The organism is Sutcliffiella deserti (assembly GCF_020037475.1).
Taxonomy (GTDB): domain Bacteria; phylum Bacillota; class Bacilli; order Bacillales; family Bacillaceae_I; genus Sutcliffiella_A; species Sutcliffiella_A deserti.
This window is the reverse complement of record NZ_JAIQDB010000002.1, coordinates 470350-496081: the sequence shown is the minus strand read 5'-3', so window position 1 is coordinate 496081 and position 25732 is coordinate 470350. Positions and strand designations below refer to the sequence as shown.

Genomic DNA, 25732 nt, shown 5'->3' with positions numbered 1-25732 from the left:
CTTAACAATTTATGTTTATGGAAAGAAAAGCGTGTGAAAAATGGGTTTTTCAATACTATCAGTTTATAAGCGTGCGAGTTTTTGTGCTAGCACATCTCGGAGAAGTTCAGGCATATAAAAAGTTTTTTCTTTTGCGCGACTTATACTCGGATACATTCTGCCAAAAGTGAACATGTCGATTGTACCTATTTTCACTTTTTCCTGAGCTCCTATCTTTTTTCCATGCACTAGTACTGCTGTTACTTGTAGCTTGTTACCTTCCAATGATTCGGTTTCAAGTTCTAGGCCACTAAAGACCATTTTCCCCATAACTTTTCCGCGAAATCCAAGGCCTTTTACCAAAAGGCCTTCCATTTCCGGTTGAAGGGCTTGTTGAACCACTTCCCGTAATTCTTCTCCGGTTAACGTGATCTTGCAAGGATTTATCGGGTGGGGGCAGATGCGGTGCAGCGCTTCTCTCGTGACCTCTCCAGCTGGAATAGACTCTAAGAGCACCCCAGCATTGACCATTCCAATATCAGCCTCACACCATTCTTTTAAAGACTCTGCCAACAAGTCTGCTAAGGGAGATGCTGCAAACCACTCTACGTTAATTGTATTAGGTATATCTGCAACCTTTTTGTTGAGCACTACTGTAGCTTCCGCTTGCATCTTAGCTATGGTATTTTTTATAACTGGACACTCGTTAACTTCCTTAAGCGAATGAAGTTTAGCTGATTTTTGAACAATTTTATTCTCTTTATTATAAACAAGGTCAACCTGTCCAATATATTGGCCATGCTTGCCACCGCCACATAAAAGTGTATTGCCAATCCATTTTCCTTCAGGTAATACATGATGGGTATGACCGCCTAAAATCACATCCACCTCAGGAAACCTTCTGGCAAGCTCTTCATCATCTGTAATTCCAAGATGAGAGAGTACCACTACAACATCTGCTTTTTGTCTAATTTCCGGCATGTATTTTTCTAAAGTTAGAAAAGGATCCTCCATCTCCCAGCCTAACAATGTATAAAAATGCTTAAAATATACGGTTATTCCAATAAAGCATACCTTAAGATTCCCCATTTGCTTGTATTCATAAGGCTTTAGCCACTGCGGATATTGTCCATCTTTTTCAAATAAATTACCTACCAGAACATGAAAATCTGCCTCCTGATACAACCCAGACAAGGCATCATAATCCAATGTAATGCCTTCATTATTGCCGATTGTCGCATAATCATAATTTAGCGCATTTAGGAGCTTGGTATTGGCTTTCCCATTTGTGGCTTCTGTGATGGGGTGGAAGCGATCCATATTATCTCCAATATCCACTAACACGGATGGGACATTCTTAGGTGTCTCCGCTAAAAAAGTCGCTAACTTGGGATATGCGTCAAAATGACTATGTATATCATTTGTATGTAAAATCCGTATCTCCAAAACGTCGTTCTCCTCTTTTATATATTTCTCAACTAAATAAGTCTAACTGCCTTGGAGCTAGACCATCGTATTCTAAATTTAGCATATCAATAAACTGTTTGGCATTGTCAGCGGCGTGGCCACCGGAATTATTATTAAAAAGTATGTAGATATCTTTAGTCTGTTTATTCAGTTGCGTTATATTTTCCCGCCACTCATTCAATTCCTGCTCATTATAATCGTACAAATACCTGACTTCTCTCCAATCCTTTCCTGAAGCAGGCTTTGTCCATCCATGAACATTTCTCCCATGCAATCGAACGAGCGTCTTATTTTTGTCAGTTGGATGTAAAACTGTTGGAATAGAGCCGCTCCCTGCTTGTGGCTCATCACAAATACTATGAATCCATCCTTCTTCTTTCATAAACGTTAAGGTCTGTTCCCGAAAAGCATCGGAAAACCACGATTGGTTTCTGAATTCCAGGGCCACCTTCGTATCTCCCATCTTTTCTTTACACCAACGCAAATATTTTACATTATCTTGATTACATTCAAACCATGGTGGGAACTGAAATAAAACCATCGCAAGCTTTCCAGAACTCTCGAAAGATTTTATAGAATCTTGGAAGGCAGTGAACATAGTCTCTTTTGATTCAAAAGGAATTTCTCCTCTTTGGTGACCTGTCATTCCTTGATAGGCTTTTACGATAAAACGAAAAGACGTGGGGGTATCAGACACCCACTTTTCTACGTTTTTCTGTGGTTGAATTGCGTAAAAAGAGGAATCCACCTCTACAATCGGAAAGTGTGCAGCATATTCCTTTAATTTATCTCTAGAAGCAACGCCTGCGGTATACAGGGTATCATGATCTCCCCAGCCTGTTACACCAATATAAATCATCCGTCTCACCTCATTTTTTTCATTTTAACATAATTTAAATCTGAGGCATAAAAAACAGTGGTGATTTTGGAACAAATTGGTACAATGAAGTAGTACAAGAATCAGCTTTTAAGGTGGGGGAAATATGAAAAACAAGATTGTCTTTTTTGATTTACTATTCTATTTAATATTGCCTTATGTGATCTGGAAATTTGGACAAGATTATATCGGCGATTATTACGCCATTCTACTATCTACCGCCCCTGGCTTTGTGTATACGATTATTCGTTTTTGGCTAGAAAGACAATTTAATATAACAGGGATGTTCATTTTAGCCTCCCTGCTTATAAGTACCATCGTCGATATTCTATCAGGCAACGCCTTTAACATGTTACAAAACTCTGTTTACGTTAGTGGAGGCTTTGGACTATTGTTCATTCTTTCCATGTTCATTCGAAAACCACTTGCCCTCTATTTTGCAGCGGATATTGCATTCCTACAAGGGCATAAACGAGAAGATAGCCTTCGTTTGTACCGGCAAAAAACGTTGAAACCTGCTTTTTATATCCTTACCGCAATATTTGCGCTTCGAGGATTATTTGGAGCAGGCTTGAAGCAATATTTAATTGGGCTATATGGTGTACAGGGCTATGATCGTATTTTGTTTTTTATGAAAGTAAATGGATGGGTGTTTTCTGCCCTACTTGCCGCTGGATTTATCTACACTAGTTTGAAAGTAAATGATTATTTAGAAAAGCAGAAAAAAGAAGCGAGTAAGGATGAGAAGTTGGATGAGGAATTAGTGTAATCTCAGAATCAAACGTCTATTTTTCATTGCCGTTAAAAAAACAGCGCTGTTGGTTTCGTTGATGACATTGAAATTTTTAGATAATGCTGGATTCTATACCTTGAAAAGAAAATCAAACGAGCAAACAAAAACCGCCATATATTAGTATGACGGTTTTTCTTTATGGTTTACCCGATCGAACCTTCCATCTCAAACTTGATCAGACGGTTCATCTCAACTGCATATTCCATTGGAAGTTCTTTTGTGAATGGCTCGATGAAGCCCATTACGATCATTTCAGTTGCTTCTTCTTCTGAAAGTCCGCGGCTCATCAGATAGAACAATTGCTCTTCCGATACTTTGGATACCTTTGCTTCATGCTCAAGAGATACATTATCGTTGAACACTTCGTTGTAAGGAATGGTATCAGAAGTAGATTGGTTATCCATGATTAGCGTATCGCACTCAATGTTAGAACGAGCACCAGTAGCTTTTTTACCAAAATGAACAATTCCACGGTATGTTACTTTTCCACCTTGTTTAGAGATGGATTTAGAAACAATGGTAGAAGAAGTGTTTGGTGCTAAATGAATCATTTTTGCACCTGCATCTTGATGTTGGCCTTTACCAGCAATTGCGATAGAAAGGGTCATACCACGTGCGCCTTCTCCTTTGAGGATAACCGCTGGGTATTTCATCGTTAATTTAGAACCGATGTTACCATCAATCCATTCCATTGTCGCATTCGCATCACATACTGCACGCTTTGTAACAAGATTGTATACATTGTTCGCCCAGTTCTGGATGGTGGTGTAACGACAGTAAGCATCCTTTTTAATGACGATTTCAACAACTGCACTGTGAAGGGAGTTTGTTGTGTAAACCGGTGCTGTACAGCCTTCTACATAGTGTACATGTGCGCCTTCGTCTACAATGATAAGCGTACGCTCGAATTGACCCATATTTTCTGAGTTAATACGGAAGTATGCTTGAAGTGGCGTCTCCACTTTTATGCCTTTTGGTACATAGATGAAAGAACCACCAGACCATACTGCAGAATTCAATGCAGCGAATTTGTTATCAGTAGGTGGGATTGTTTTCGCAAAATGTTCACGGAACAAATCTTCGTTTTCCATTAATGCTGTACCTGTATCTTTAAAAACCACACCTAGATCTTCTAAATCTTCTTGCATGTTGTGGTAAACAACCTCAGATTCATACTGTGCTGAAACACCTGCAAGGTATTTTTGTTCCGCTTCAGGAATTCCTAGTTTATCAAAAGTTTGTTTGATTTCTTCAGGAACTTCATCCCAAGAACGTTCAGACTTTTCAGATGGTTTTACGTAATACGTAATCTCATCAAAGTTCAAGTTATTTAAATCGCCGCCCCATTGAGGCATTGGCATGTTATAGAAGTGCTCTAAAGATTTTAAACGAAAATCTAACATCCATTTTGGTTCATTTTTCATGCGAGAGATCTCTTCTACGATTTCTTTCGTAAGTCCACGGCCAGAACGGAAAATTGATACGTCTTTATCCTTAAAACCATACTTGTAATCGCCGATTTCAGGCATTTTTTTTGCCATTTTATTTGTCCCTCCATTCAAGAGGTGAGCTTTAGAAACATATGCTTCTAAAGCTCCCTATCCATAAGCTTATTCAGAACTTACTCCCTTTTCCATTGCTTTCCAAGCGAGTGTCGCACATTTAATGCGAGCAGGAAATTTTGCAACACCTTGAAGTGCTTCAAGGTCCCCTAAGTCCAAACTTTCATCATCATATTCTTTACCAAGCATCATATCATAAAAGATGTGAGAAAGCTCTACGGCCTTTTCTACTTCTAATCCTTTTACTGCCTGGGTCATCATGGATGCGGATGCCATTGAAATGGAACAGCCTTCTCCGTCAAACTTCGCATCTACAACTTTGCCGTCTTCTACTTTCAACGTCAAGTGAATGCGGTCTCCACATGTTGGATTGTTCATTTCAATCGTAATACCATCTTCTTCAAGCTGACCCTTATTTCGTGGATTCTTATAATGGTCCATAATCACTTGGCGATATAGGGTATCTAAGTTATTAAAAGCCATTGCTAAAGTACTCCTTTGTTTTAACTAATGCTGCTACAAGTTTATCAATTTCTTCTTCCGTATTATACAGGTAAAAACTTGCACGGGCGGTAGAAGATACATTAAGGTATTTCATTAAAGGCTGTGCACAGTGGTGTCCTGCACGAACAGCAATTCCTTCTGTATCCAACACTGTAGCGACATCATGAGGATGTACATCATCTATATTAAATGTTACTAGTCCTGCACGTTTTTTAGGGCCATAAATGGTGAGGCCTTCTATTTCTGACATGCGTTCCATGGCATATTCTGCAAGTTTGTGCTCATGTGCAAGAATATTGTCCATTCCCACTTGTTCAAGAAAATCAATAGCCGCTCCTAGACCGATAGCGCCAGCGATAATAGGTGTACCACCCTCGAACTTCCAAGGAAGCTCCTTCCAAGTGGATTCCTGCAAGCCGACAAAATCAATCATTTCTCCACCAAATTCAATTGGTTCCATTTCCTCTAGTAGATGTTTCTTACCGTATAAAGCGCCAATCCCGGTTGGGCCACCCATTTTATGACCGGATAATGCGAAGAAATCACAATCCAAGTCCTGTACATCCACTTTCATATGCGGAGTACTCTGCGCACCATCCACCACCATAATTGCTCCATGCTTATGAGCAATTGCAGTGATTTCTTTTATAGGATTAATAGAGCCTAACACGTTGGAAACCTGCATCACCGAAACAATCTTGGTGTTAGAAGTGATCGTTTCTTCTGCATCTTTTAAAGAGATGGATCCATCTTCTGTCAGGGGAATATACTTCAACGTTGCACCTGTTACTTTTGCCACCTGCTGCCATGGAATGATATTACTATGATGCTCCATATAGGTAATTACAATCTCGTCACCCTCTTTAAGATTTGAACGAGCATAGCTGCCTGCAACAAGATTCAGTGCTGTTGTAGTACCGCGAGTAAAAACTATCTCTCCTCTAAAAGATGCATTAATAAAGTTTTTCACTTTATCTCTTGCACCCTCATAACCGTCTGTTGCCATCGTGCCTAAAGTATGAACACCACGGTGTACATTAGAGTTATACCCTTTATAGTACTTTTCTATTGCCTCGATAACAGCTAAGGGCTTTTGAGAAGTAGCGGCACTATCAAGATAGACAAGCGGATTTCCATTGACTTCTTGATGCAAAATAGGAAACTGCTGACGAATTTCCTTAATATTCATTACTTAACTTTCCTTTCAATTACTTCAATCAATAGGTTTTTCACCTTTTCGATTGGTAACTGATTTACTACAGGAGCCAAGAAACCATGTATCACAAGGCGTTCGGCTTCTTGCTTGGAAATTCCACGACTCATCAAGTAATAAAGTTGAAGAGGATCAACGCGACCAGCAGAGGCAGCGTGACCTGCTGTAACATCATCTTCATCAATTAAAAGAATAGGATTTGCATCTCCACGGGCTTTTTCACTAAGCATTAACACACGGGATTCTTGTTCTGCATTGGATTTAGACGCTCCATGCTCAATTTTCCCGATTCCGTTAAATACAGAGCTCGCACTATCCTTCATGACACCATGCTTTAAAATCTGGCCTTCTGAGTTTTTCCCAAAATGTACAACCATCGTTGTGAAGTTTTGCTTTTGGACTCCGCGTCCAACCACTACGGTTTTTGTATCACCAGTAGAACCGTCCCCAATTAATTTAGTTACGTTTTCAGAAATCGTATCACCATCGTTCATTAGTCCAAGTGCCCATTCCAATGTAGCATCTCTTCCCACCACTCCACGACGGTTCACATAAGTAGTAACACCCTTACCTAAGTTATCTACTGTACCATAAAGAATTTTAGAGTTATTGTTAGCAATAACTTCTGTCACGATGTTAAAAATAGATCCTTCACCGTCAGAAGTGGATAGATAATTTTCTACATACGTAACAGAACTATTGTCTTCCGCCACGATAAGTACATGGTTAAAAACAGCTTGAGCTTTATCGTGTAGGTATACAGCTTGGAATGGTTCTTCAATTACTACATTCTTCGGGATATATAAGAATGCCCCACCATTCATTAATGCAGCATGCAACGCCGTTAATTTGTGCTCATCTACTTTCACTCCATCTTTCATGAAGTATTTCTGTACAAGATCACTATGGTTCTTAGCAGCTGTTACAATATCGGTAAAGATAACACCTTTTGAAGTCAATTCTTCACTTATGGAAGAAACAACTGGTGTGTTATCAACTTGAACATATATATTCTCAACATCTACAAGAGCTTTCACCTCTGCAGGCAATTGCTCTAAAGAATTCATGGATGCTTCAACCGTGTGTTGTTGGAATTTCGTGAAATTCCAATTTGTAATCTTCGTCTTGTCTGGCTTTGGTAATGGCAGTTCTTCTGCCAGTGCAAGAGCTTTTAAGCGAAGATCCAACAGCCACTGAGGCTCTCCTGATTCTTTGGAGTAGTTGCTGAGGTAGTCTTGATCAAACGGTAATTTTGTCTCTAACGTCATGATAATCCTCCTTGCTTACGCTTCTTGCCCGACTGTTTCGTCTTCGATACCTAGTTCTTGCTTAATCCAATCATAACCTTCTGCTTCTAAACGCTGTGCTAATTCCTTGCCACCGGACTTCACAATGCGACCTTGCATCATTACGTGAACATGGTCAGGTGTGATGTAGTTCAATAGACGTTGGTAGTGAGTGATAATTAAGCAACCGAAATCATCTCCACGCATTTCGTTGATTCCTTTAGAAACAACTTTTAAAGCATCAATATCTAAACCAGAATCGATTTCGTCCAAGATCGCAATCTTAGGCTCGATCATCATTAATTGCAATATTTCATTACGCTTTTTCTCTCCACCGGAAAAACCTTCGTTAAGATAGCGTTGTGCCATTGCTTGGTCCATCTCTAAGTAATCCATGTTTTTGTCCATCTTACGGATAAACTTCATTAGTGAAATTTCATCGCCTTCTTCACGACGGGCATTAATTGCAGAACGTAGAAAATCTGCATTTGTAACTCCACTAATTTCACTTGGATATTGCATTGCAAGGAATAAGCCAGCCTTCGCACGCTCATCCACTTCCATTTCAAGCACATCTTCACCATCAAAAGTGATTGTTCCACTTGTTACTTCATATTTAGGGTGACCCATAATTGCAGAAGAAAGAGTAGATTTCCCTGTTCCGTTAGGACCCATGATTGCGTGAATTTCTCCGCCTTTTACTTCAAGATTTACACCCTTTAAAATCTCTTTATCATTAATAGATACATGTAAATCCTTAATTGTTAAAGTTGAACCCATTACTATACCTCCAATGTTCTTGTGTTCATGTATAAAAACACACTGTTGTTTTAATTCTCATTTTATTCTCATTCCAATCTTATAACAAATAGTACCTGTTAGCAACCTTTTCAGATTAATTGAAAATATCATCGATTATTAATGAAGTTTCACTGATTTTGTCTTTTTTTGCGGGACCTCTTTATGTTGCGCTTTTTAAAAGAAAACATCCATAGTGTGGGATTTTTAGGGGATTAAGCTAATTGTGGAGATAGGTAGTGTACCGTTTATGTGCTTGCTTGGTCGGTGTGGTTCCCTTCCAGGTCAGTGGCTAAGCGTTTTCCCGTCTACACTTTCTCCCGCTGGTGTTTAGCTCCTGCTACTTCAAGCTGAGGCCACTGAAAAACTGAAAACATATAGTTTTTGGTGGCTTCTAGCTGTGGATTGGAGCAAATGGCGTAGACTCCAGCGGGGGAGTAGCGACAAGCTTGAGACCCCGCAGGGCATAGCCTGAGGAGGCTCAAGGTCGCCCTCTGGATAAGCGAAGCCATTTGCGGAAAGTAACAGCGGTGTTTAACCAAAACCTAAAATTATGTACTTCTTCAGTGGCCTCCTTCAAGCTACAGGGGAGAGCACTTTATATAATAGGGATTTTCCAAACTTGATAATTTTGGGAAATGTTTAAATACTACGGATTACAATCAAGAGTGTGGAGTATTATATATGTTGATCCAAACCACGATTACTAGGTGAGAAGTCTTAGCATTAAGAGCTTCCCTGAGATTAGATAGGACTTATACCTGTTAGTTATCAGATATAGATAGAAAATTAATGGTATATTATGTTAAAATAGAAAGGTAGATATTTTTCAATTTAATTATAAGTTAACTTTTAATGGGGGTATGGATAGCTTGCGAATAGGGTTAAAGATGTTGATATTTTGGTTACTCGTTACTCCTACCACGATTACACTTCTTCATGTTTTTAAAGATTTCATTTTAGGGAATAATATACAATTATTATCTTATTTTTCAGTTTTCTTAGTGTTTGCAGCAGGTGGCTTAGTTTTAGGTTTGCCGCTAAATTACCTTATTTTTAAGTTAGGATCTTATAAAGAGAAACATGAATAATATTGCTTTAGCTGATGATTGGCGCAAAGGCGTAAGAGCCAGCATCTCAACATTAAAAAAGGAGGGCAGAAACTCACCTAGATGAGTTTCTGCACCCCCTTTTCTTCTTATTGTTCTGCTCTTATAAACAAAGTTTTACCTTCTTCAATTTACGTGTGTGAGTGGAATTTACGGTCTAATTCAGCAACAATATTTAAGCTCTTCTGGTATTCTTCCTCTCGACGCTTTTCTACTTCAAGTCGCCTAGAAAGCTTTGTCGTATATTCCTCGTAACCAAAACCATAAGCTTGAAACATTGCCTTTTCCATGTTACCAGTGTACTTTACTTGTACTTGATGATGGATAATAAACCAATCCCTTCTTATTTTGTGTGTTTTAGATTTGTACAATCAGTTTTTTGATACCCTTTACAAATTATCTCTAAACACTTTATAAGCATAACAAGAATGGCTAATATATCCAACAAGCAAAAACATCCGTATCCCCTAGTATCCACCTCTGCCCCCTCGTTAGCTTGCTAAATCAATTATATAACTTAGAATTGCTCTCTCTTCCTTCCTCTATTACATAGTCCTAGTAAGAAATCACAAAAAAAAGCCTGACCTAAGTCAAGCTCTTATTGCTTTAATTCACTAAAATCAGCGATACAAGATTGCACAAGTGTAACTGATTGACTCATTGCAGCTCCTCCGCCAAAAGCTGCGGTGACACCGCATACCTCCAGGATCTCCTGCTCTGTTGCTCCTTGATCAAGACATCCCTTTGTATGATAGACAATACAATACTCATCTTGGGAAAATACACTCACACCTAAAGCAACCAATTGTTTTTGCTTCTTATCAAGGACTCCCTCTTTAAAACATGCTTGTGTAAATTCATTATAATGATGTGCCAGTTCAGGCATTTTCTCTGAGAATATACCTAAACCTGCTTTATAATCATGTAGTGCAGCTTCTGCATAATTTTGTGGTTCATATTCTTGTTCCATACGTGTCATCTCCCATCCTAATTTTGCACAATGTTAGTATTTGTTTAGGTGGGAAGAATGTATTCATTAAAATTGTTAATCTTTTAGCTGTGGTTTATTTGGTATGTCCCAGCCTCTTCTACCCAAATTATTCTCCTGCTGCAGGAATAACTGTCCCTTGGTATTTTTCTTCAATAAATGTAGCAATTTCTTCTGACTGAAGAACTTTCACTAAAGCTTGGATCTGCTCGTTGTCTACATCCTCTGAACGAACGACCACTAAGTTTACATACGGGTTATTTTCAGGTGACTCCAATGCTATAGCCTCTGACGCTGGATCTATTTCAGCACCTAGAGCATAGTTTCCGTTGATAAGAACTGCGTCCCCATCGCCATTCAGGTAAGCTTGTGGTAAGAATGAAGCTTCAAATTGTGTATTGAACTGCAAATTTTTCGGATTTTCTTCAATATCATCCACAGTTGCGGTAGTACGTTCCACGCCTTCTTTTAATGTAATTAGTCCTTTTTCTTGTAACATGGAAAGAATACGGCCATGGTCTGCTACAGAGTTGCTCATCAGGATTTCTGCACCTTCTGGAAGGTCCTCAAGGCTAGTGAATTCTTGAGAATAAACCCCTATCGGCTCAATATGAACGCCGCCAGCACTTTGGAAATCATAATCATTTTCAGCAATTTGGGACTCCAGATACGGCTGGTGTTGGAAATAGTTAGCATCTAAATCTTTACCTTTTAATGCTTGGTTCGGAATAATGTAATCTGAGAATGTTTTTATTTCTAATTCAATTCCTTGTTCTTCTAAAATAAGAGCAGCTTCTTCTAAAATTTCTGCGTGTGGCACATTTGAAGCTCCTATCACTAGTTTACCTTCACCTATTCCTTTTTCATTTGACCCACAAGCTGCTAATACAAGTACAACTAGAGAAAACACTGCAACACTTAATAATTTTTTCATCTTTAAATCCCCGCTTTCTTTATCTTCTTTTGTATTCGAATATTTTGTTCCTGTCGCGCTTTTTTGTGCTTAATTTTGTATATAGAGATTAGTAAAAACCTTTACGGAAAACCATTATCGTTTGTCTAGCTTTGCCGTTATATAGTCACCAATAATTTGGATAACAAACACAATGATTAAAATAACAATGGTAGAAACGAAGGTTACCTGCCAATTGTTCCGCTGAAACCCATCAAGGAAAGCCAGGTTACCAAGGCCTCCTGCTCCTACAAACCCCGCCATTGCTGTGTAACTTACAACGGCAATAGCCGTCACTGTTATTCCAGATACTAGGGCTGGCATCGATTCCGGAAGTAAGACCTTCCAGATAATTTCCGAGGTTTTTGCCCCCATTGACCTGGCAGCCTCGAGAACCCCTTTATCAATCTCTCTTAAAGCAATCTCTACCATACGAGCGTAGAAGGGTGCCGCTCCAATAATTAGAGCCGGCAAAGCAGCATTGGCTCCGATGATCGTATCCATTATTGCTCTTGTAAAAGGTATTAGTAGCACAATTAGTATGACAAATGGAATGGAACGAAAAATATTTACTACCGCTGCAACCACTCCGTTAACCAATTTACTCTCCCATATGTTACCTTTAGAAGTTAAAAATAATACAAGACCTAGAATGATACCTAAAATAAAGGTTATTACAACAGAGATACTACTCATATAAAGGGTTTCTAGAGTTGCCTCTTGTACTCGATCCCAATTCACGCGATCAAACATTCGTCATCACCTCCAACCCCACCTGCTGTTGTCGAATATATGTTAATGCAAGATCTACTTCAGCAGTTTCCCCATCAAGATGGATAAACAACGTTCCATAGGCTCCATTTTGCGTTTGAGAAATTTTCCCTTGCAGAATATTTACGTTTATTTTAAATTTTCTAATGAGCTCTGTAATAATAGGTTTTTCTGCGGATGCTCCGACAAATGTTAACTGGATAACTTTGCCCTTAGGAAATTCAGCTAACAGATGCTCAATTGTTTCCTGGGTTTCTTCAGGCTCTGTTACTTGCATAACAAAACGTTTGGTAATGGGCTGTTCTGGTTTGCGGAAAACCTCTAGCACATTCCCCTCCTCGACAATCCGGCCCTCCTCCATTACCGCAACACGGTGACAAATCTTCCGGATGACATGCATTTCATGTGTAATTAAAACGATGGTCAATTTTAACCGTTTATTAATATCAACCAAAAGCTCCAATATTGAATCCGTTGTTTGCGGGTCAAGTGCAGATGTCGCTTCATCGCAAAGTAAGACCTTCGGGTTGTTGGCTAAAGCTCTTGCAATGCCCACTCTTTGCTTTTGACCCCCACTCAGCTGTGCAGGATAGGAGTCTTCTCGACCTTCTAACCCGACTAATCTGACAAGTTCGGCTACTCTTTTATTTTTTTCCTCTCTTTTCACACCAGCTATTTCTAAAGGAAATGCAATATTCTCTTTTACCGTCCTTGACCATAACAGATTAAAATGTTGAAAAATCATGCTAATCTCTTGACGCGCCTCGCGGAGTTCTTTCCCTGTCGTTTTTGCCAGATTCCGACCAGCAACATTGATTTCACCACTTGATGGGGATTCTAAGCCATTTAACATGCGTATTAATGTGCTCTTACCAGCACCACTATACCCAATAATTCCATAAATCTCCCCTTGATTAATGGACAAATCTATATCATCTACAGCGATAACTTTTCCATTTTTTGTATGGAAAACCTTTTTCACACCCTGTAACGAAATCATACAAACACCTTCCTTTTCAAATCCTATTTGGGAAAAACCTTCTTAGATGAGAGTCTTGAGAAAGAAAAAAATCCTTTCCGCATAAATGAGCAGAAAGGATTAAATATTATAAAAAGTCCTTTCTCTCATCTACCAAAGCAAAATCTTGCTTTGTGTGAATTGGCACCATTTCAACAATTCCTTGTTGACGGTTGCCGGGTTTCATAGGGCACGTCCCTCCACCTCTCTTGATAAGAGATTACATATAAAGTTAAGTTAAGTATCATTTCAAAAATTTCTTTGCGAACAACGAAAGTAATCGTATCATGGCATTTATAAACTGTCAAACAAAAATTTCAAAAAATAATTAGTGCGTCTTTTTCTATCGAAATTGTGACCTGTATTTGATTTAATATTTCCCCATCACATTGGACTTCCATCTTTTCATCAGAGGCAATCCTCACTTCTTTTCCTCTTAACATCGTAACATTCTTGTGTGTAGTATGTCCCCCTGAAAAAGCGCGTGGAAACACCATCAGTAGCTCCCACCTTCCCACCCCATGAACAATGCAAAGATCCAAATATCCATCGTTTGCTTTAGCATCAGGACAAATTTTAATGCCACCACCATAAAAGGGAAGATTAGCTACAGAAACCAACCACACTTTTTCAAACTTTTTCTCTAACCCATCTACATGTAAAGTAACAGATGTCGGTCGATAGGTGAGTAAAACCTTAATAATGCTATATACATATGACAATTTGCCGAGATTCATTCTATTAAACCACTTTTTCATTTTAGATTGGTTTGTTACTTGAGCCACTTTCCCATCAAATCCTATGCCTGCGATGGTTAGGTAGTACTTATCTCCGATTTTTCCCATATCTATCTTTTTCACTGACTCAGACAAGATTCTGTTCCAAGCTGATTTATAGTTCATAGGGATATTCAAACTTCTTGCAAAATCATTTCCTGAACCAGCTGGAATGATCCCAAGCGGTACGCTTTTTTTCACTATACTATTTGCAACAGAATGGATAGTTCCATCTCCCCCTACTACCACAATTGCTTTAATCGAGGATAGAGTTAGAGCATCTACTATATGTAAATCCTCTTCTGTTCCTTTTGTGAAAGCCACGTAAAATGGAATGTTTTCCTTTTCCAGCATTTCCTTAACACTAGTCCAAATTTCCCACCCTTTGCCGTTGCCAGAAGTTTTATTAACAATAAAGTAATACACATTTACACCTTCACTTTTCCTATTAGATCTTCAACACGCCTACTTATTCGATAAAAAAATAACCTTGGATGAACGATAATCTTCATTCTCTTTTCGCTAAAATAAAAAGAGAATCCAGAAGCAACCATTGTCTGAAACTACCCCGAAAAACTAGCTTATCATTCTTAAGAGGGGTGGAACCTGCCAAAATCCCGAAAATTAAATCTTTCGGCCCCTCCAAGTTAACATCCGGTACTGCAACCCACTCAACAATTTCCAATCTCTCTTTACTGATAAGAATGTACACACTTTCATCTTCTGTACGAAAGCAGCAGTTAAGAGAGCACATCGGCAATATTTCCAAAACATGTATTTTCGCTTTGACTCTATCAAGAAATCCTTCTAAGACGCTTTGCATCAAACAATCCCCCTCCACTCTATTAAACTAAATTCATGATAAAAGGGTAGAGTCCTGCAAATATATTTGAGCAAATATCGAGGAAATATGCGAAAATATTCATTTCCCAAGAAATATGTCGTACTAAGAGGATTTAATCATTGCATTTTGATAAGTATCTGTCGATTTTCCTCTAAAAGCAAAATAAAAATAAATAGAACTTGTCAAATAGAGGACTGCGGTTATGGAGAAGACTAGCGCATATCCCCAATATTCCCCATATATTAAGACAATCGACATGGATACCGGCCCCATGCTTGCCCATCCTATGGAGAAAACCATTTGGCTAATGGAGTTAGCAAAGCCTTTTAGTGAATCATCCACCTTTTCCATCATTAAGGAAGAGATAATAGGATTCGCTGCATTCATCAGCGCTTGCCTGAATAAAAAACCTAAGGCTGCCAACCAGAAGCTATGTGTAAACGCTGTAATAAGCATAAATGGGAGGGAGAGTAGCTGCAGTATCACAACCGCACGAATTTCACCTACTCTACTAACAACTGCCGGTCCAATAATCATAGCAATTGCAGTCACTGCTTGACCTAGCGATAAGACAATTCCCACTGTAGAATTGGTCGTTTGAAAGCGATCTGCGAAGTATAGATTTAAGTATGGTATAACAAGACCTGACCCAAAACCTATCAGCAGTTGTGCCACAGCAAATACGATAATCAACTTAAGTTGACCTGCAGGCATATTTTGAAAGAGATTTTTAAAGTTAAAGGGTGATTTTTCTATTTTTCTAGGAGTTTCTCTCGTTTTCAACAAGGGAAATATCCCCAACAGGAAGATAACACTTCCTATAATTAGAGTCAGTCTAATACTCCAGACTGCACTAAATCCTCCGAAATATAAAAACGCATCCGTTAATGTTCCTCCAAGCATGTTTCCTACTACATTCGCGCCCATCATGACGGCAAAATGATAGCTAAAAAGTTTCACTCGTTGCTCTCCAGTAGAGTTTTCCGCTAACCAAGGCACAGCGGTAACCTGTATAAACGCCATGGAAACTCCTGCTACAAAAGCAGAAAGCATAAGCAAGGATTGTAGTTCGAACGTACTTCGAAAGAGCATGAAGATACCTGTAAACACCAATCCTGCAATCATCATTTTTCTTCTACCGATTTTATCACTCAAGATCCCTGCAGGAATTAAAATGATTGCTGCCGCGAGAGCCCCCATTGCAATAATACTTCCGTTGACCGTTTCAGCATATCCAAGCTCTCTAATATAAAAATTATAAACAATCATAAATATACCTAAGCCGATTTGAGTTAGGATATTGACCATAAAAAGCAATTTAATATTACGATTGTATTGTTTAAATGACTGTAGCCATTTCCATTTTTTCATTATTTTCCCCTTGTTTTTTATTTCGCTTCCCTAAACAAATTTACTCCTTTTTCAGAAAAATGGCAAGAGAATAATTGTTAAAAAAATAGAAAATATCATGAGTTTACAGAATATAGAGGGCGATAGCTCTAAGAGATAGGAAGCGTTTCGTTTGCTGATGGGTTATTTACAGACTCTTTTATTTCTAGTTAAAACGCTTGAGGCAAATATTAATGAACTTATTAAGGGGCATAAAAAAACTGTAGACAACCTCGAAATTCCCTCGAGTTTGTCTACAGTATTATGAAACAACTTATCATGTGTCTTTCTTCAGGTAGTCTGAATACTCTTAAAGAGATTATAAAGATATTCTACTGAGTGAAAAGCATAAATTTTCTCCAGTATTTCTCCATTCTGAAAAACCATCAAGCATGGAACACTTTCGATCTCCCACTTTACACTAATATCAGGAATATAGTTTACATCCAGCATCCCAAATTGGAAGGATGGAAAAAGCTCCTTGGTAACCTCGAGCATTTTTTTTGCCACCTGACAGGTACCGCACATAGGGGTATAAAAATAAATAACTGTTATTTGGTCTTTCTCTATTTCCTCTAATAATAAACTCTTTGTCCAATCCTTCATTTCCTCATCCTCTTTGAAAAGCTTATTGCAGATATTGTGTATTTATATTAATATTTGCGCTTAAAAGTACCGTCGCAATATGATGAAAAGGTGCTGTTGCAACCTCTCGATACATTCTGTCAATATAAAGATGCTCTGCTTCAGGGAATTCCCGTTTAAATAGCCTTCGCAGTTTTTCACCCGAGTCATCTGCATCCACTAAAATATAGACTTCTTTATCGAAAACGTCCTCTATTAACTCGTCTAATCGCGTCACACTGATTGTTCCATTTGTACATATGATATGAACTGGTTCGGTAATAATTTGCTCAATTCTTTTTTTATCAGATTTACCTTCGACAATGATGATTTTATCTACCTCGTATAGTTCCATACGCATCACCTGTTCTTTTAAGTGTATAAAGCAATTTACCTTTATACTAATCATATTCTACTTGGCAATAATATTCCCCTTTAGATGTGACTATTTTCAACCTATAATAGAAAAAGGGCCAGGACTTATTACAGTCCCAACCCCACCGATGGCTAGCACCATCCATTTTCGTAGTCGCAGTCTACATATTTAGCATCTTTAGCTGATGGAACTTGAACCTGTTGAAAGATTTTGCTACCTTCTTGTTCATACCCATTCTTTAATGAATATTGGTTTCCCTGTTCAGATAGTGTAACCTGTCCAATGGATTCCTCTTCTACAAATAAGGTAAAACCAGAATCAGAAAGTTTTCCAACCACTCGGTCTGTTATGTCCAGTCGTTTGTTTTCTAATGTCATATCGTAATCACCCTTTTTCAGCATAAGTTATACTAAATTTAGGGTGTCCTAAAAATAATTTTGTTATTAGTCTTCTTTTGTCATTTCCACGTACTGCTCAGCAGTCATAAGCTTCTCAACTTCACTAGCATCAGAAGGTTCAACTACCACCATCCAAGCTTTTTCATATGGAGATTCATTTACAAATTCCGGGCTGTCACTTAGATCTTCATTTATTGCTACCACTTTCCCACTAATTGGCGCATATAGCTCAGATACCGTTTTAACAGATTCTACACTTCCAAATGGCTCATCTGCAGAGATTTCATCTCCAACTTCCGGCAATTCTACAAACACAATGTCTCCTAGTTCAGACTGTGCGAAATCAGTGATACCTATGCGTACCGTGTTATCTTCTACTTTTACCCATTCGTGTTCTTCGGAATAACGTAATTCTTTTGGTGTGTTCATCATTCATTACCTCCATCAAAGTGTATATTATTTAAGAACTCACATCGCAATATTGCGATGATAGAGAGCTTTTCTTATTTCCATGTGTCTTCGAATTGCTTTTCATTGAATCCTACTGTTACCTTGCTGCCATCTGTTGTGATTGGTCGCTTTATCAGCATCCCATCGGTCGCTAAGAGATCAAGCAATTCATCTTCAGAGGCGGTTTTCACCTTGTCTTTTAACCCAAGCTCCCGATATTTCATTCCGCTTGTGTTAAAGAACTTCTTTAATTCCAATCCGCTTTTTTTATAGAGCTCTTCTAATTCTGTTCGTGTTGGCGGATTATCTACAATATGTACTTCTTTTAGTGCTACATCATGCTGTTCAAGCCATTTTTTTGCGTTCCTGCAAGTGCCGCATTTAGGATACCAATAGAATGTCACTGCCATTACGTTTTGCACCACCTTACATACAAGAATTTACTCATTTATTGTAGCATAAAGAAGGAAGCTACTCCTAATTTTCAACTCGCTATTTTTATAATTCGACACTTTTCTTTGTTTTCCTTTATATAATTGGCTCTGTTAAAGTTGAGTGTTGATAATAAGGCTATTCTAACGATGATTGGAGCAAAAGGCGGAGACTCCAACGGGAGATAGCGGAATACTTGCGACCCCGCAGGCTTGCCGAGGAGGCTCCAGCACCGCCCCGTGGAACGCGTAGCCTTTTGCGGAAATCAACAGCGGTGTTTAACACAGCCCTATAATTAAATGGAGATTACAATCAACTGAAATAATCGTGCCAGGATGAGAATAATTCATAGATTTTTCCAGTTTTTAGAGGTACAATAGGAGCACCTATACCACTCGTTACAATCGTTGCTGTGAAAAGGGCAGTAAAAAATCCAAGTGCCGATTTTTTACGGTCTTATCGCAACTATCTTTAAGAAAATAGCCTACATAAATTATAAATTACTCTTTAAATTACAAGGAGGGGGGCATATTTCTATGCCAGATAAGATCGCTAAAGAATTAAGGGATTTTCTCTTCTCTTCCTTTGACACAAAGCTTGTTATTAATAAAGGGGCTTATCTTTTTCAAGAGGGAATGGAAGCCAAAGAAATTTATATAATTTTGAACGGTAAAATTCAGATCAGCAAGATCACACCTGATGGACAAGAATTAACGTTAAGGCTTTGCAGCAAAGATGATATTGTCGGTGAACTTACTTTATTTTGTTCTGACGCACACTATATGTTAAATGCCAAGGTAGTGGAAGACGGAAAAGTACTTGTTCTCTCAAAAGAAGTGCTTGAACAAAAGCTCTCTGAAAATGGTCAACATGCTATTGAGTTTATGAAATGGATGAGTCTTCATTTTCGAAAAACACAAACTAAATTCAGAGATCTCGTTTTGAATGGAAAAAAAGGGGCTTTGTACTCTACTCTTATTCGGATGTCCAACAGTTATGGAGTGATGAAAGAAAACGGAATATTAATTAATACCATGTTAACTAATCAAGATTTAGCAAACTACTGCGGAACCTCACGGGAAGTAATAAATCGCATGCTGAGTGACTTAAAGAAAAATGATATCTTATCTATCGAAAAAGGGAAAATTACAATTCATAATCTTGAGTTCTTAAAATTGGAGATTAATTGCGAAGAGTGTCCAGTGGATTTGTGCAGAATTGATTAATAGCTTTAGATATCTATCCCTTATAAAAAACCAGGCCCTTTAATAAAGGGGCCTGGTTTTTCACTTACAATTATCGTCTTTCACTTACTATGTTGCTTTAGCTTAAGCTAGCACAGCTTAAAGACTTACACTACATACTTCTCCGCATCTAATATCGCTGCCGCAATCTCACGCTTTTTCGCAATCACATTGATTGGAGTGTGGCGTGTGAATTTACGTAGTGCTGAAATCATCATACGAAGTGAATCACCAGTCTCTGCTGCTACAAGTGTTTCTTTAGCATCTGCTTCGATTTGGTTGAACGCTTCTTGGCAGAATACTTGAGTATAAAGAATCTTTTGTTTGCTTTTCTCTTCACCAGATTTAGCAATAGCCTTTTCAGTACGTAGCACAGCGGATTCCATGGAGTACACATTGCTAATGATATCTGCGATGTTTACTAGAAGTTCCTGCTCTTTTTCTAGGGCTTTGCCGTACTTTTGTGCCGCTAATCCTGTCATAAGTATGGCAATTTTCTTTGCATTTTTCACTAAATATTTCTCTTGCTCTAAGACACCGTCGCCCACTTCTTCCGGCATTAACATCATTAATTCTTCTTGAAGGCTTTGTGCTTTTTGAATTAATGGAAGTTCTCCTTTAAGGGCTTTTCGTAAAAATGTTCCTGGCACTAACAAGCGGTTTATTTCATTTGTTCCTTCAAATATACGGTTGATACGGGAATCACGGTACATTCTTTCTACTTCGTATTCCGCCATAAATCCGTAACCGCCATGAATTTGAACTGCTTCATCCACAACGTAATCAAGCGTTTCAGATCCAGATACTTTATTCAGGGAACACTCGATTGCGTATTCAGAAATTGCCTTCGCAACGGCATTTGGATCATTCTCTTCTTCTTTCGTTAAACTACCCTGGCTGTCTTCAAAAAGTCCGACTGTACGATATACAGAGCTTTCTGATGCGTATGTTTTTGTAGCCATATTCGCAAGCTTTTCTTGTATAAGCGAGAATTTTGCTATAGGCGTTTTAAATTGCTGACGTTGATTAGCATAAGTTGCTGCTAATTCAATTCCGCGCTTTGATCCACCTACAGTACCTACTGCCAACTTGTATCGGCCAATATTCAAGATATTAAAGGCAATAACGTGCCCACGACCAACCTCACCTAGTAGGTTTTCCTTTGGAACCTTAGCATCCTCTAAGATTAACGTACGAGTCGAAGATCCTTTTATACCCATCTTCTTTTCTTCCGGGCCTGTGGATACTCCCTCATAGCCACGTTCAACGATAAATGCGGAGAAATGCTCCCCATCAATTTTGGCGTAAACAACAAATACATCAGCAAAGCCTGCGTTAGTTATCCATTGCTTTTCACCATTTAAAATATAATGAGTACCTTCCTCATTTAATTTTGCGGTTGTCTTTGCTCCAAGTGCATCCGAACCAGAACCTGGCTCAGTTAGAGCGTATGCTGCCAGTAATTCACCAGAAGAGAGCTTTGGTAAATACTTTTGTTTTTGTTCTTTATTCCCGAATAGCACGATTGGCAGGGATCCTATTCCTACATGCGCGCCGTATGACAGGGAGAAGCCACCAGCTCTTGAAAATTTCTCTGTTATAAGAGAAGAGCTTATTTTATCTAATCCAATTCCACCAAACTCTTCTGGCACATCTGCGCCAAGAAGACCTAACTCGCCCGCTTCTTTTAAAAGCTTTACAGAAATATCAAAGTTGTGATGCTCAATTTGCTCCAAATTCGGACCTACTTCGTTCACAACAAAGTCCTCTGTTGTTTTTGCGATTAATTTATGCTCATCTGAAAAATCTTCCGGTGTGAAAACTTTTTCAGCTGCGATATCTTCCAGTAAAAAACTTCCGCCTTTTACAATATTCTCTAACGTATTTGACATTCTATTTTCCTCCTTTTATAGTCTAGCTTTATTTTTAGGCTATGTTAAACTCCGCTATTGATTTCCGCAAAAGGCTACGCGTTCCACGGGGCGGTGCTGGAGCCTCCTCAGCAAGCCTGCGGGGTCGCAAGTATTCCGCTGCTGGACGTGGAGTCTCCGCCTTTTGCTCCAATCATCGCTAGATTGCCGTTATTATCAACACTCCAACTTTAAAAAAGCCTATTTTTAAGCTAATAATTCGAATACTCCTGCTGCTCCCATACCCCCGCCGATACACATGCTCACCATACCGAACTGTTGATTCCGGCGCTGCATTTCGTGAAGCAAGGTCAAGGTTAATTTGGAACCTGTACATCCAAGTGGATGACCGAGGGCGATTGCTCCTCCGTTGACATTCACTATGTCTTCATTCAGGCCTAGCTCCCGCATAACTTGAATCGCTTGGGACGCAAAGGCTTCATTTAGTTCAATTAATCCAATATCTGATAGCTCTAATCCAGCTAGTTTTAAAGCTTTTGGAATTGCTACAACTGGTCCGATTCCCATCACTTCCGGTGGTACGCCACCAACTGCAAAGGAACGGAATTTCGCGATTGGCTTTAGTCCAAGTGCTTCTGCACGTTCTCTTTCCATCACTAAGACAGATGCAGCTCCATCACTTGTTTGAGAAGAGTTACCTGCTGTTACAGAACCTTTCACATTAAATGCTGGTCTTAATTTACCAAGCACATCCAGTGTTGTGCCAGCTCTTACCCCTTCATCCTGACTAAAGGTAAATGTTGATTCTTCTAACTTATTGTTTGCTCCGACTCTTTTCACTGACACATCAACCGGAACGATCTCATCCGAAAATTTACCCTCTTGAATTGCTCTTGCTGCACGCTCATGGCTTCTTACAGCGAATGCATCCTGGTCTTGTCGGCTTACACCATACTTATTAGCAACCTGCTCTGCTGTATGCCCCATTCCCATATAATATTCTGGTGCAGAATCTACAAGTCTTGCATTCGGACGGACAGTATGGCCTGTCATTGGTATCATACTCATTGATTCTGCTCCACCTGCTATGACAGATTCAGAATGTCCAAGCATGATTCTCTCTGCAGCATAGGCAATCGTTTGTAACCCTGATGAGCAATATCTATTAATGGTGATAGCAGGTACACTTGAAGGCAGGCCTGCTAATCCACCGATATTTCTTGCCATGTTCAACCCTTGTTCTGCTTCTGGCATCGCACAACCAAAGATTAGATCATCGATTGGCCCATCATAGTTACCGGCTCTTCTTAACGTCTCTCTAACTACTAGTGCTCCAAGATCGTCTGGTCGTACTGTAGCTAATGATCCTTTTTTCGCTCTACCTACTGGTGTTCTTGCACCAGCAACAATAACCGCTTCTTTCAAAGTGTTCCCCTCGCTTTTCTAGTAGATTTGTAAAATAGTATAGTTCGCATCTAGGTCCAAGTGCTTATCACTAGTAGATTAGTTGCGTAATGGTTTTCCCTTAACGAGCATATGCTGCATACGTTGTTGAGATTTTGCTTCCCCAACGAGGCTTAAGAATGCTTCCCGCTCTAAATCAAGAAGGTATTGTTCATCTACCTCTGTTCCGAATGGCAGGTTGCCGCCTGCGATAACATAGGCTAACTTTTTAGCAATCTTTAGATCATGCTCAGAAATAAAGCCAGAATATTGCATATTGTGTGCACCTAGCATCAGTGTTGCATAACCTGTTTCCCCAACTACTGGAATTTTTTTGCGAACAGGTGGTGTGTAGCCTCTTTCAAATAGGCTCAATGCCGCTTGTTTCGCATCATAAATTAAGTGGTCCCCATTAAAGCTGATTCTGTCTTGGTTATTTAGAATCTGCAGGTCTCTAGCTTCCGCAGCAGCTGTTGATACTTTTGCAGTAGCTATTTGTTCAAATACTTTGTTTGCAACCTGTTGAAGATCAAAATCCAATCCTTTAGGCATACTATCTAAGTGCTTAATATAAAGCTCTTTATTTCCTCCGCCTCCAGGGATAAGACCGACACCAACTTCTACAAGTCCCATATAGGATTCGCTTGAAGCTTGAATCTGGCTAGCAGGTAAGCAGATTTCCGTTCCTCCACCTAGTGTCATGCCAAAAGGTGCTGCAACCACTGGTTTTGGACTATATTTAATTTTCATCATTGCTTGTTGGAAGTGCTTAACAACCATATCAATTTCAAAATAATTGTCATCCTGTGCTTCCATAAGGATCATTGCAAGGTTGGCACCAACGCAGAAGTTCTTGCCTTGGTTTCCAATTACAAGCCCTTTATAATTCTTATCCACTTCATCAATCGCAAAATTAATCATTTGAATGACATCTAATCCAATTGAGTTGTTAGGCGAATGGAACTCTAAAAGTGCAATACCGTCACCGATGTCAACAAGACTTGCACCCGCGTTCTTCTTAATAACACCGTTTGTTTCCTTCAGTGCTTTTAGGTTAATATTTTTTTCGTTAACTTCCATCGCTTTATAGTTGCCATTATCATAGAAAGAAGTTGTTCCGTTATCTTTTTTATAGAAAGAGCGGTGGCCATCCGCAAGTAGTTCATCTACCCATTTTGGAACAAGGATTCCATCCTCTTTCATTTTCATTACGGATTCTTCTAGACCAATTGCATCCCATGTTTCAAATGGACCGTGATCCCAGCCGAAGCCCCACTTCATTGCCTGGTCAATCGCCACAATATCATCGGCAATTTCTCCAAGAAGCTGTGCTGAATAGCTTAACACTGGCGCCAGTATGCTCCACAAAAGATTACCTGCTCGATCATCTGCATATACAAGCGCTTTCATTTTGTTGCTATATCCCTTAGCCTGTTTGCTCATCTCGAGTGCTTGGGTTTTTAATTTCTTTCTTGGCTGATATTCGAAAGCTTCTGCATTTAATTCAAGAATCTCTTTGCCTTGTTTAAGATAGAAGCCTTGACCTGATTTACTGCCAAGCCAACCGTTTTCTTGCATCTTCTTCATAAAATCCGGCACTTGGAATACTTCTTTTTCCGCGCCTTCCACTTTTTCGAACACATTGTTTGCAACATGGATGAATGTATCTAAACCAACAACATCCAACGTGCGGAATGTAGCACTTTTAGGACGCCCAATAACTGGACCGGTTACTGAGTCTACCTCTCCAACACTATAACCACCTTCAAGCATTTGCTTGACTGTTACTAATAAGCCATACGTTCCAATTCTGTTGGCGATAAAATTGGGAGTATCTTTAGCAAGAACGATGCCTTTCCCAAGAACATCTTCACCGAATTGTTTAATGAAATTTACTACAGATGGATTTGTAGCGTTTGTAGGAATTACTTCTAATAATTTTAAATAACGCGGTGGATTAAAAAAGTGCGTCCCAAGGAAATTCTTTTGAAAATCTTCCGAGCGCTCTTCTGCCATCGCTTCAATCGAGATTCCAGAAGTGTTGGAACTCACAATGCTACCTGGCTTGCGGTACTGATCCACTTTTTCAAATAGCTGCTTTTTAATTTCCAGGTTTTCGACAATTACTTCAATAACCCAATCACAATCCGCTATTTTTTCCAGATCATCCTCAATGTTCCCTGCTTCAATTAATTGAAGATTAGACTTCGTTGTCAATGGTGCAGGTTTTTGCTTTAACAGCTTTTGCAATGCTGTGGCAGCAAATTTATTTCTTATCGCTTTATCTGAAAGTGTAAGACCTTTTTGCTCTTCTTCACTCGTTAATTTGTTCGGTACAATATCCAACAAGATTGTCGGTATACCTACGTTCGCTAAATGTGCTGCTATTCCAGACCCCATTACACCAGAACCGATAACGGCAGCCTTTTTAATAGTTTGTTTCATTCTTCCTCCCCCTTGATAGTCGAATTTAAGTTTTTGAATGAACACTCATTCATTTTTGTCGCAAAAAAATATCTCCTTTACAAGAGTTCCTTTGTTTTAACTATAATGGATTTAACGAATTTT

Annotated in this window: 25 protein-coding genes and 1 riboswitch; of the genes, 2 read left to right on the top strand and 23 right to left on the bottom strand. The window is 39.1% G+C overall.

Going from position 1 to position 25732, the window contains the following annotated elements; all coding sequences use genetic code 11:
- Positions 1-63 precede the first annotated feature (63 nt).
- On the bottom strand, positions 64-1425 hold the full coding sequence (locus K9B36_RS07695) for a bifunctional metallophosphatase/5'-nucleotidase (protein ID WP_223701435.1): 1362 nt from the start codon (positions 1423-1425) through the stop codon (positions 64-66).
- A 28-nt stretch (positions 1426-1453) separates the two neighbouring features.
- On the bottom strand, positions 1454-2305 hold the full coding sequence (locus tag K9B36_RS07690; protein ID WP_223701434.1) for a DUF72 domain-containing protein: 852 nt from the start codon (positions 2303-2305) through the stop codon (positions 1454-1456).
- A 124-nt stretch (positions 2306-2429) separates the two neighbouring features.
- On the opposite strand from K9B36_RS07690, the gene K9B36_RS07685 reads away from it, so the two are divergent.
- Positions 2430-3092 (top strand): VC0807 family protein, encoded by a 663-nt coding sequence (locus K9B36_RS07685; RefSeq protein ID WP_223701433.1) that lies wholly within the window; start codon positions 2430-2432, stop codon positions 3090-3092.
- A gap of 167 nt (positions 3093-3259) precedes the next feature.
- Here the strand turns inward: K9B36_RS07685 and sufB are convergent, their stop codons facing one another.
- The 18 genes from sufB to K9B36_RS07595 all read right to left on the bottom strand — a co-directional run bounded on the left by sufB (position 3260) and on the right by K9B36_RS07595 (position 18584).
- Positions 3260-4657 (bottom strand): Fe-S cluster assembly protein SufB, encoded by a 1398-nt coding sequence (gene sufB, locus K9B36_RS07680; protein WP_223701432.1) that lies wholly within the window; start codon positions 4655-4657, stop codon positions 3260-3262.
- A 69-nt stretch (positions 4658-4726) separates the two neighbouring features.
- Positions 4727-5161, bottom strand: a complete 435-nt coding sequence (gene sufU / locus K9B36_RS07675; RefSeq protein ID WP_223701431.1) for a Fe-S cluster assembly sulfur transfer protein SufU — start codon at positions 5159-5161, stop codon at positions 4727-4729.
- A complete protein-coding gene (locus K9B36_RS07670) occupies positions 5151-6371 on the bottom strand; it encodes a cysteine desulfurase (protein ID WP_223701430.1) in 1221 nt (406 codons plus the stop codon). The genes sufU and K9B36_RS07670 overlap by 11 nt, the downstream gene beginning before the upstream one ends.
- Positions 6371-7663 carry a Fe-S cluster assembly protein SufD gene (gene sufD, locus K9B36_RS07665; protein WP_223701429.1) on the bottom strand — a complete coding sequence of 431 codons (1293 nt, stop codon included), beginning with the start codon at positions 7661-7663 and terminating at the stop codon, positions 6371-6373. The genes K9B36_RS07670 and sufD overlap by 1 nt, the downstream gene beginning before the upstream one ends.
- A 15-nt stretch (positions 7664-7678) precedes the next feature.
- Positions 7679-8461: a Fe-S cluster assembly ATPase SufC gene (gene sufC, locus K9B36_RS07660; protein ID WP_223701428.1), complete on the bottom strand. Its 783-nt coding sequence runs from the start codon at positions 8459-8461 to the stop codon at positions 7679-7681.
- Between the two features lie 1258 nt (positions 8462-9719).
- Positions 9720-9959: a hypothetical protein gene (locus K9B36_RS07655; protein ID WP_223701592.1), complete on the bottom strand. Its 240-nt coding sequence runs from the start codon at positions 9957-9959 to the stop codon at positions 9720-9722.
- A 227-nt stretch (positions 9960-10186) separates the two neighbouring features.
- The gene (locus K9B36_RS07650; RefSeq protein WP_223701427.1) at positions 10187-10558 is read right to left on the bottom strand and encodes a carboxymuconolactone decarboxylase family protein; all 372 of its coding nucleotides are present in this window, start codon (positions 10556-10558) and stop codon (positions 10187-10189) included.
- 127 nt (positions 10559-10685) lie between these two features.
- Complete coding sequence (locus tag K9B36_RS07645; protein ID WP_223701426.1) at positions 10686-11510, bottom strand: MetQ/NlpA family ABC transporter substrate-binding protein; 825 nt, start codon at positions 11508-11510, stop codon at positions 10686-10688.
- Between the two features lie 114 nt (positions 11511-11624).
- On the bottom strand, positions 11625-12281 hold the full coding sequence (locus K9B36_RS07640; RefSeq protein ID WP_223701425.1) for a methionine ABC transporter permease: 657 nt from the start codon (positions 12279-12281) through the stop codon (positions 11625-11627).
- Positions 12274-13299 (bottom strand): methionine ABC transporter ATP-binding protein, encoded by a 1026-nt coding sequence (locus K9B36_RS07635; protein WP_223701424.1) that lies wholly within the window; start codon positions 13297-13299, stop codon positions 12274-12276. Before K9B36_RS07635 ends, K9B36_RS07640 begins: the two co-directional genes overlap by 8 nt.
- Positions 13300-13421: 122 nt before the next feature.
- A riboswitch (SAM riboswitch) is annotated at positions 13422-13536 on the bottom strand.
- A gap of 98 nt (positions 13537-13634) precedes the next feature.
- A complete protein-coding gene (locus K9B36_RS07630; RefSeq protein ID WP_223701423.1) occupies positions 13635-14519 on the bottom strand; it encodes a diacylglycerol/lipid kinase family protein in 885 nt (294 codons plus the stop codon).
- A gap of 82 nt (positions 14520-14601) precedes the next feature.
- Positions 14602-14916: a hypothetical protein gene (locus K9B36_RS07625; RefSeq protein ID WP_223701422.1), complete on the bottom strand. Its 315-nt coding sequence runs from the start codon at positions 14914-14916 to the stop codon at positions 14602-14604.
- A gap of 123 nt (positions 14917-15039) precedes the next feature.
- Positions 15040-16308, bottom strand: a complete 1269-nt coding sequence (locus tag K9B36_RS07620; protein ID WP_223701421.1) for an MFS transporter — start codon at positions 16306-16308, stop codon at positions 15040-15042.
- A 309-nt stretch (positions 16309-16617) separates the two neighbouring features.
- A complete protein-coding gene (locus tag K9B36_RS07615; RefSeq protein ID WP_223701420.1) occupies positions 16618-16932 on the bottom strand; it encodes a thioredoxin family protein in 315 nt (104 codons plus the stop codon).
- A gap of 22 nt (positions 16933-16954) precedes the next feature.
- Entirely contained in the window at positions 16955-17305 is a 351-nt protein-coding gene (locus K9B36_RS07610; RefSeq protein WP_223701419.1) for a toprim domain-containing protein, read from the bottom strand.
- Between the two features lie 152 nt (positions 17306-17457).
- Positions 17458-17703: a YusG family protein gene (locus K9B36_RS07605; RefSeq protein ID WP_223701418.1), complete on the bottom strand. Its 246-nt coding sequence runs from the start codon at positions 17701-17703 to the stop codon at positions 17458-17460.
- Between the two features lie 66 nt (positions 17704-17769).
- Positions 17770-18153 (bottom strand): glycine cleavage system protein GcvH, encoded by a 384-nt coding sequence (gcvH, locus tag K9B36_RS07600; protein WP_223701588.1) that lies wholly within the window; start codon positions 18151-18153, stop codon positions 17770-17772.
- 74 nt (positions 18154-18227) lie between these two features.
- Positions 18228-18584: an arsenate reductase family protein gene (locus K9B36_RS07595; RefSeq protein ID WP_223701417.1), complete on the bottom strand. Its 357-nt coding sequence runs from the start codon at positions 18582-18584 to the stop codon at positions 18228-18230.
- A 552-nt stretch (positions 18585-19136) separates the two neighbouring features.
- Between K9B36_RS07595 and K9B36_RS07590 the strand changes: the two genes are divergently transcribed.
- Positions 19137-19832 (top strand): Crp/Fnr family transcriptional regulator, encoded by a 696-nt coding sequence (locus tag K9B36_RS07590; RefSeq protein ID WP_399201591.1) that lies wholly within the window; start codon positions 19137-19139, stop codon positions 19830-19832.
- Between the two features lie 125 nt (positions 19833-19957).
- Here the strand turns inward: K9B36_RS07590 and K9B36_RS07585 are convergent, their stop codons facing one another.
- The 3 genes from K9B36_RS07585 to K9B36_RS07575 all read right to left on the bottom strand — a co-directional run bounded on the left by K9B36_RS07585 (position 19958) and on the right by K9B36_RS07575 (position 25609).
- The gene (locus K9B36_RS07585) at positions 19958-21742 is read right to left on the bottom strand and encodes an acyl-CoA dehydrogenase family protein (protein ID WP_223701415.1); all 1785 of its coding nucleotides are present in this window, start codon (positions 21740-21742) and stop codon (positions 19958-19960) included.
- 225 nt (positions 21743-21967) lie between these two features.
- The gene (locus K9B36_RS07580; protein WP_223701414.1) at positions 21968-23146 is read right to left on the bottom strand and encodes an acetyl-CoA C-acetyltransferase; all 1179 of its coding nucleotides are present in this window, start codon (positions 23144-23146) and stop codon (positions 21968-21970) included.
- Positions 23147-23224: 78 nt separating this feature from the next.
- Positions 23225-25609 carry a 3-hydroxyacyl-CoA dehydrogenase/enoyl-CoA hydratase family protein gene (locus K9B36_RS07575; protein WP_223701413.1) on the bottom strand — a complete coding sequence of 795 codons (2385 nt, stop codon included), beginning with the start codon at positions 25607-25609 and terminating at the stop codon, positions 23225-23227.
- Between the last annotated feature and the right edge of the window lie 123 nt (positions 25610-25732).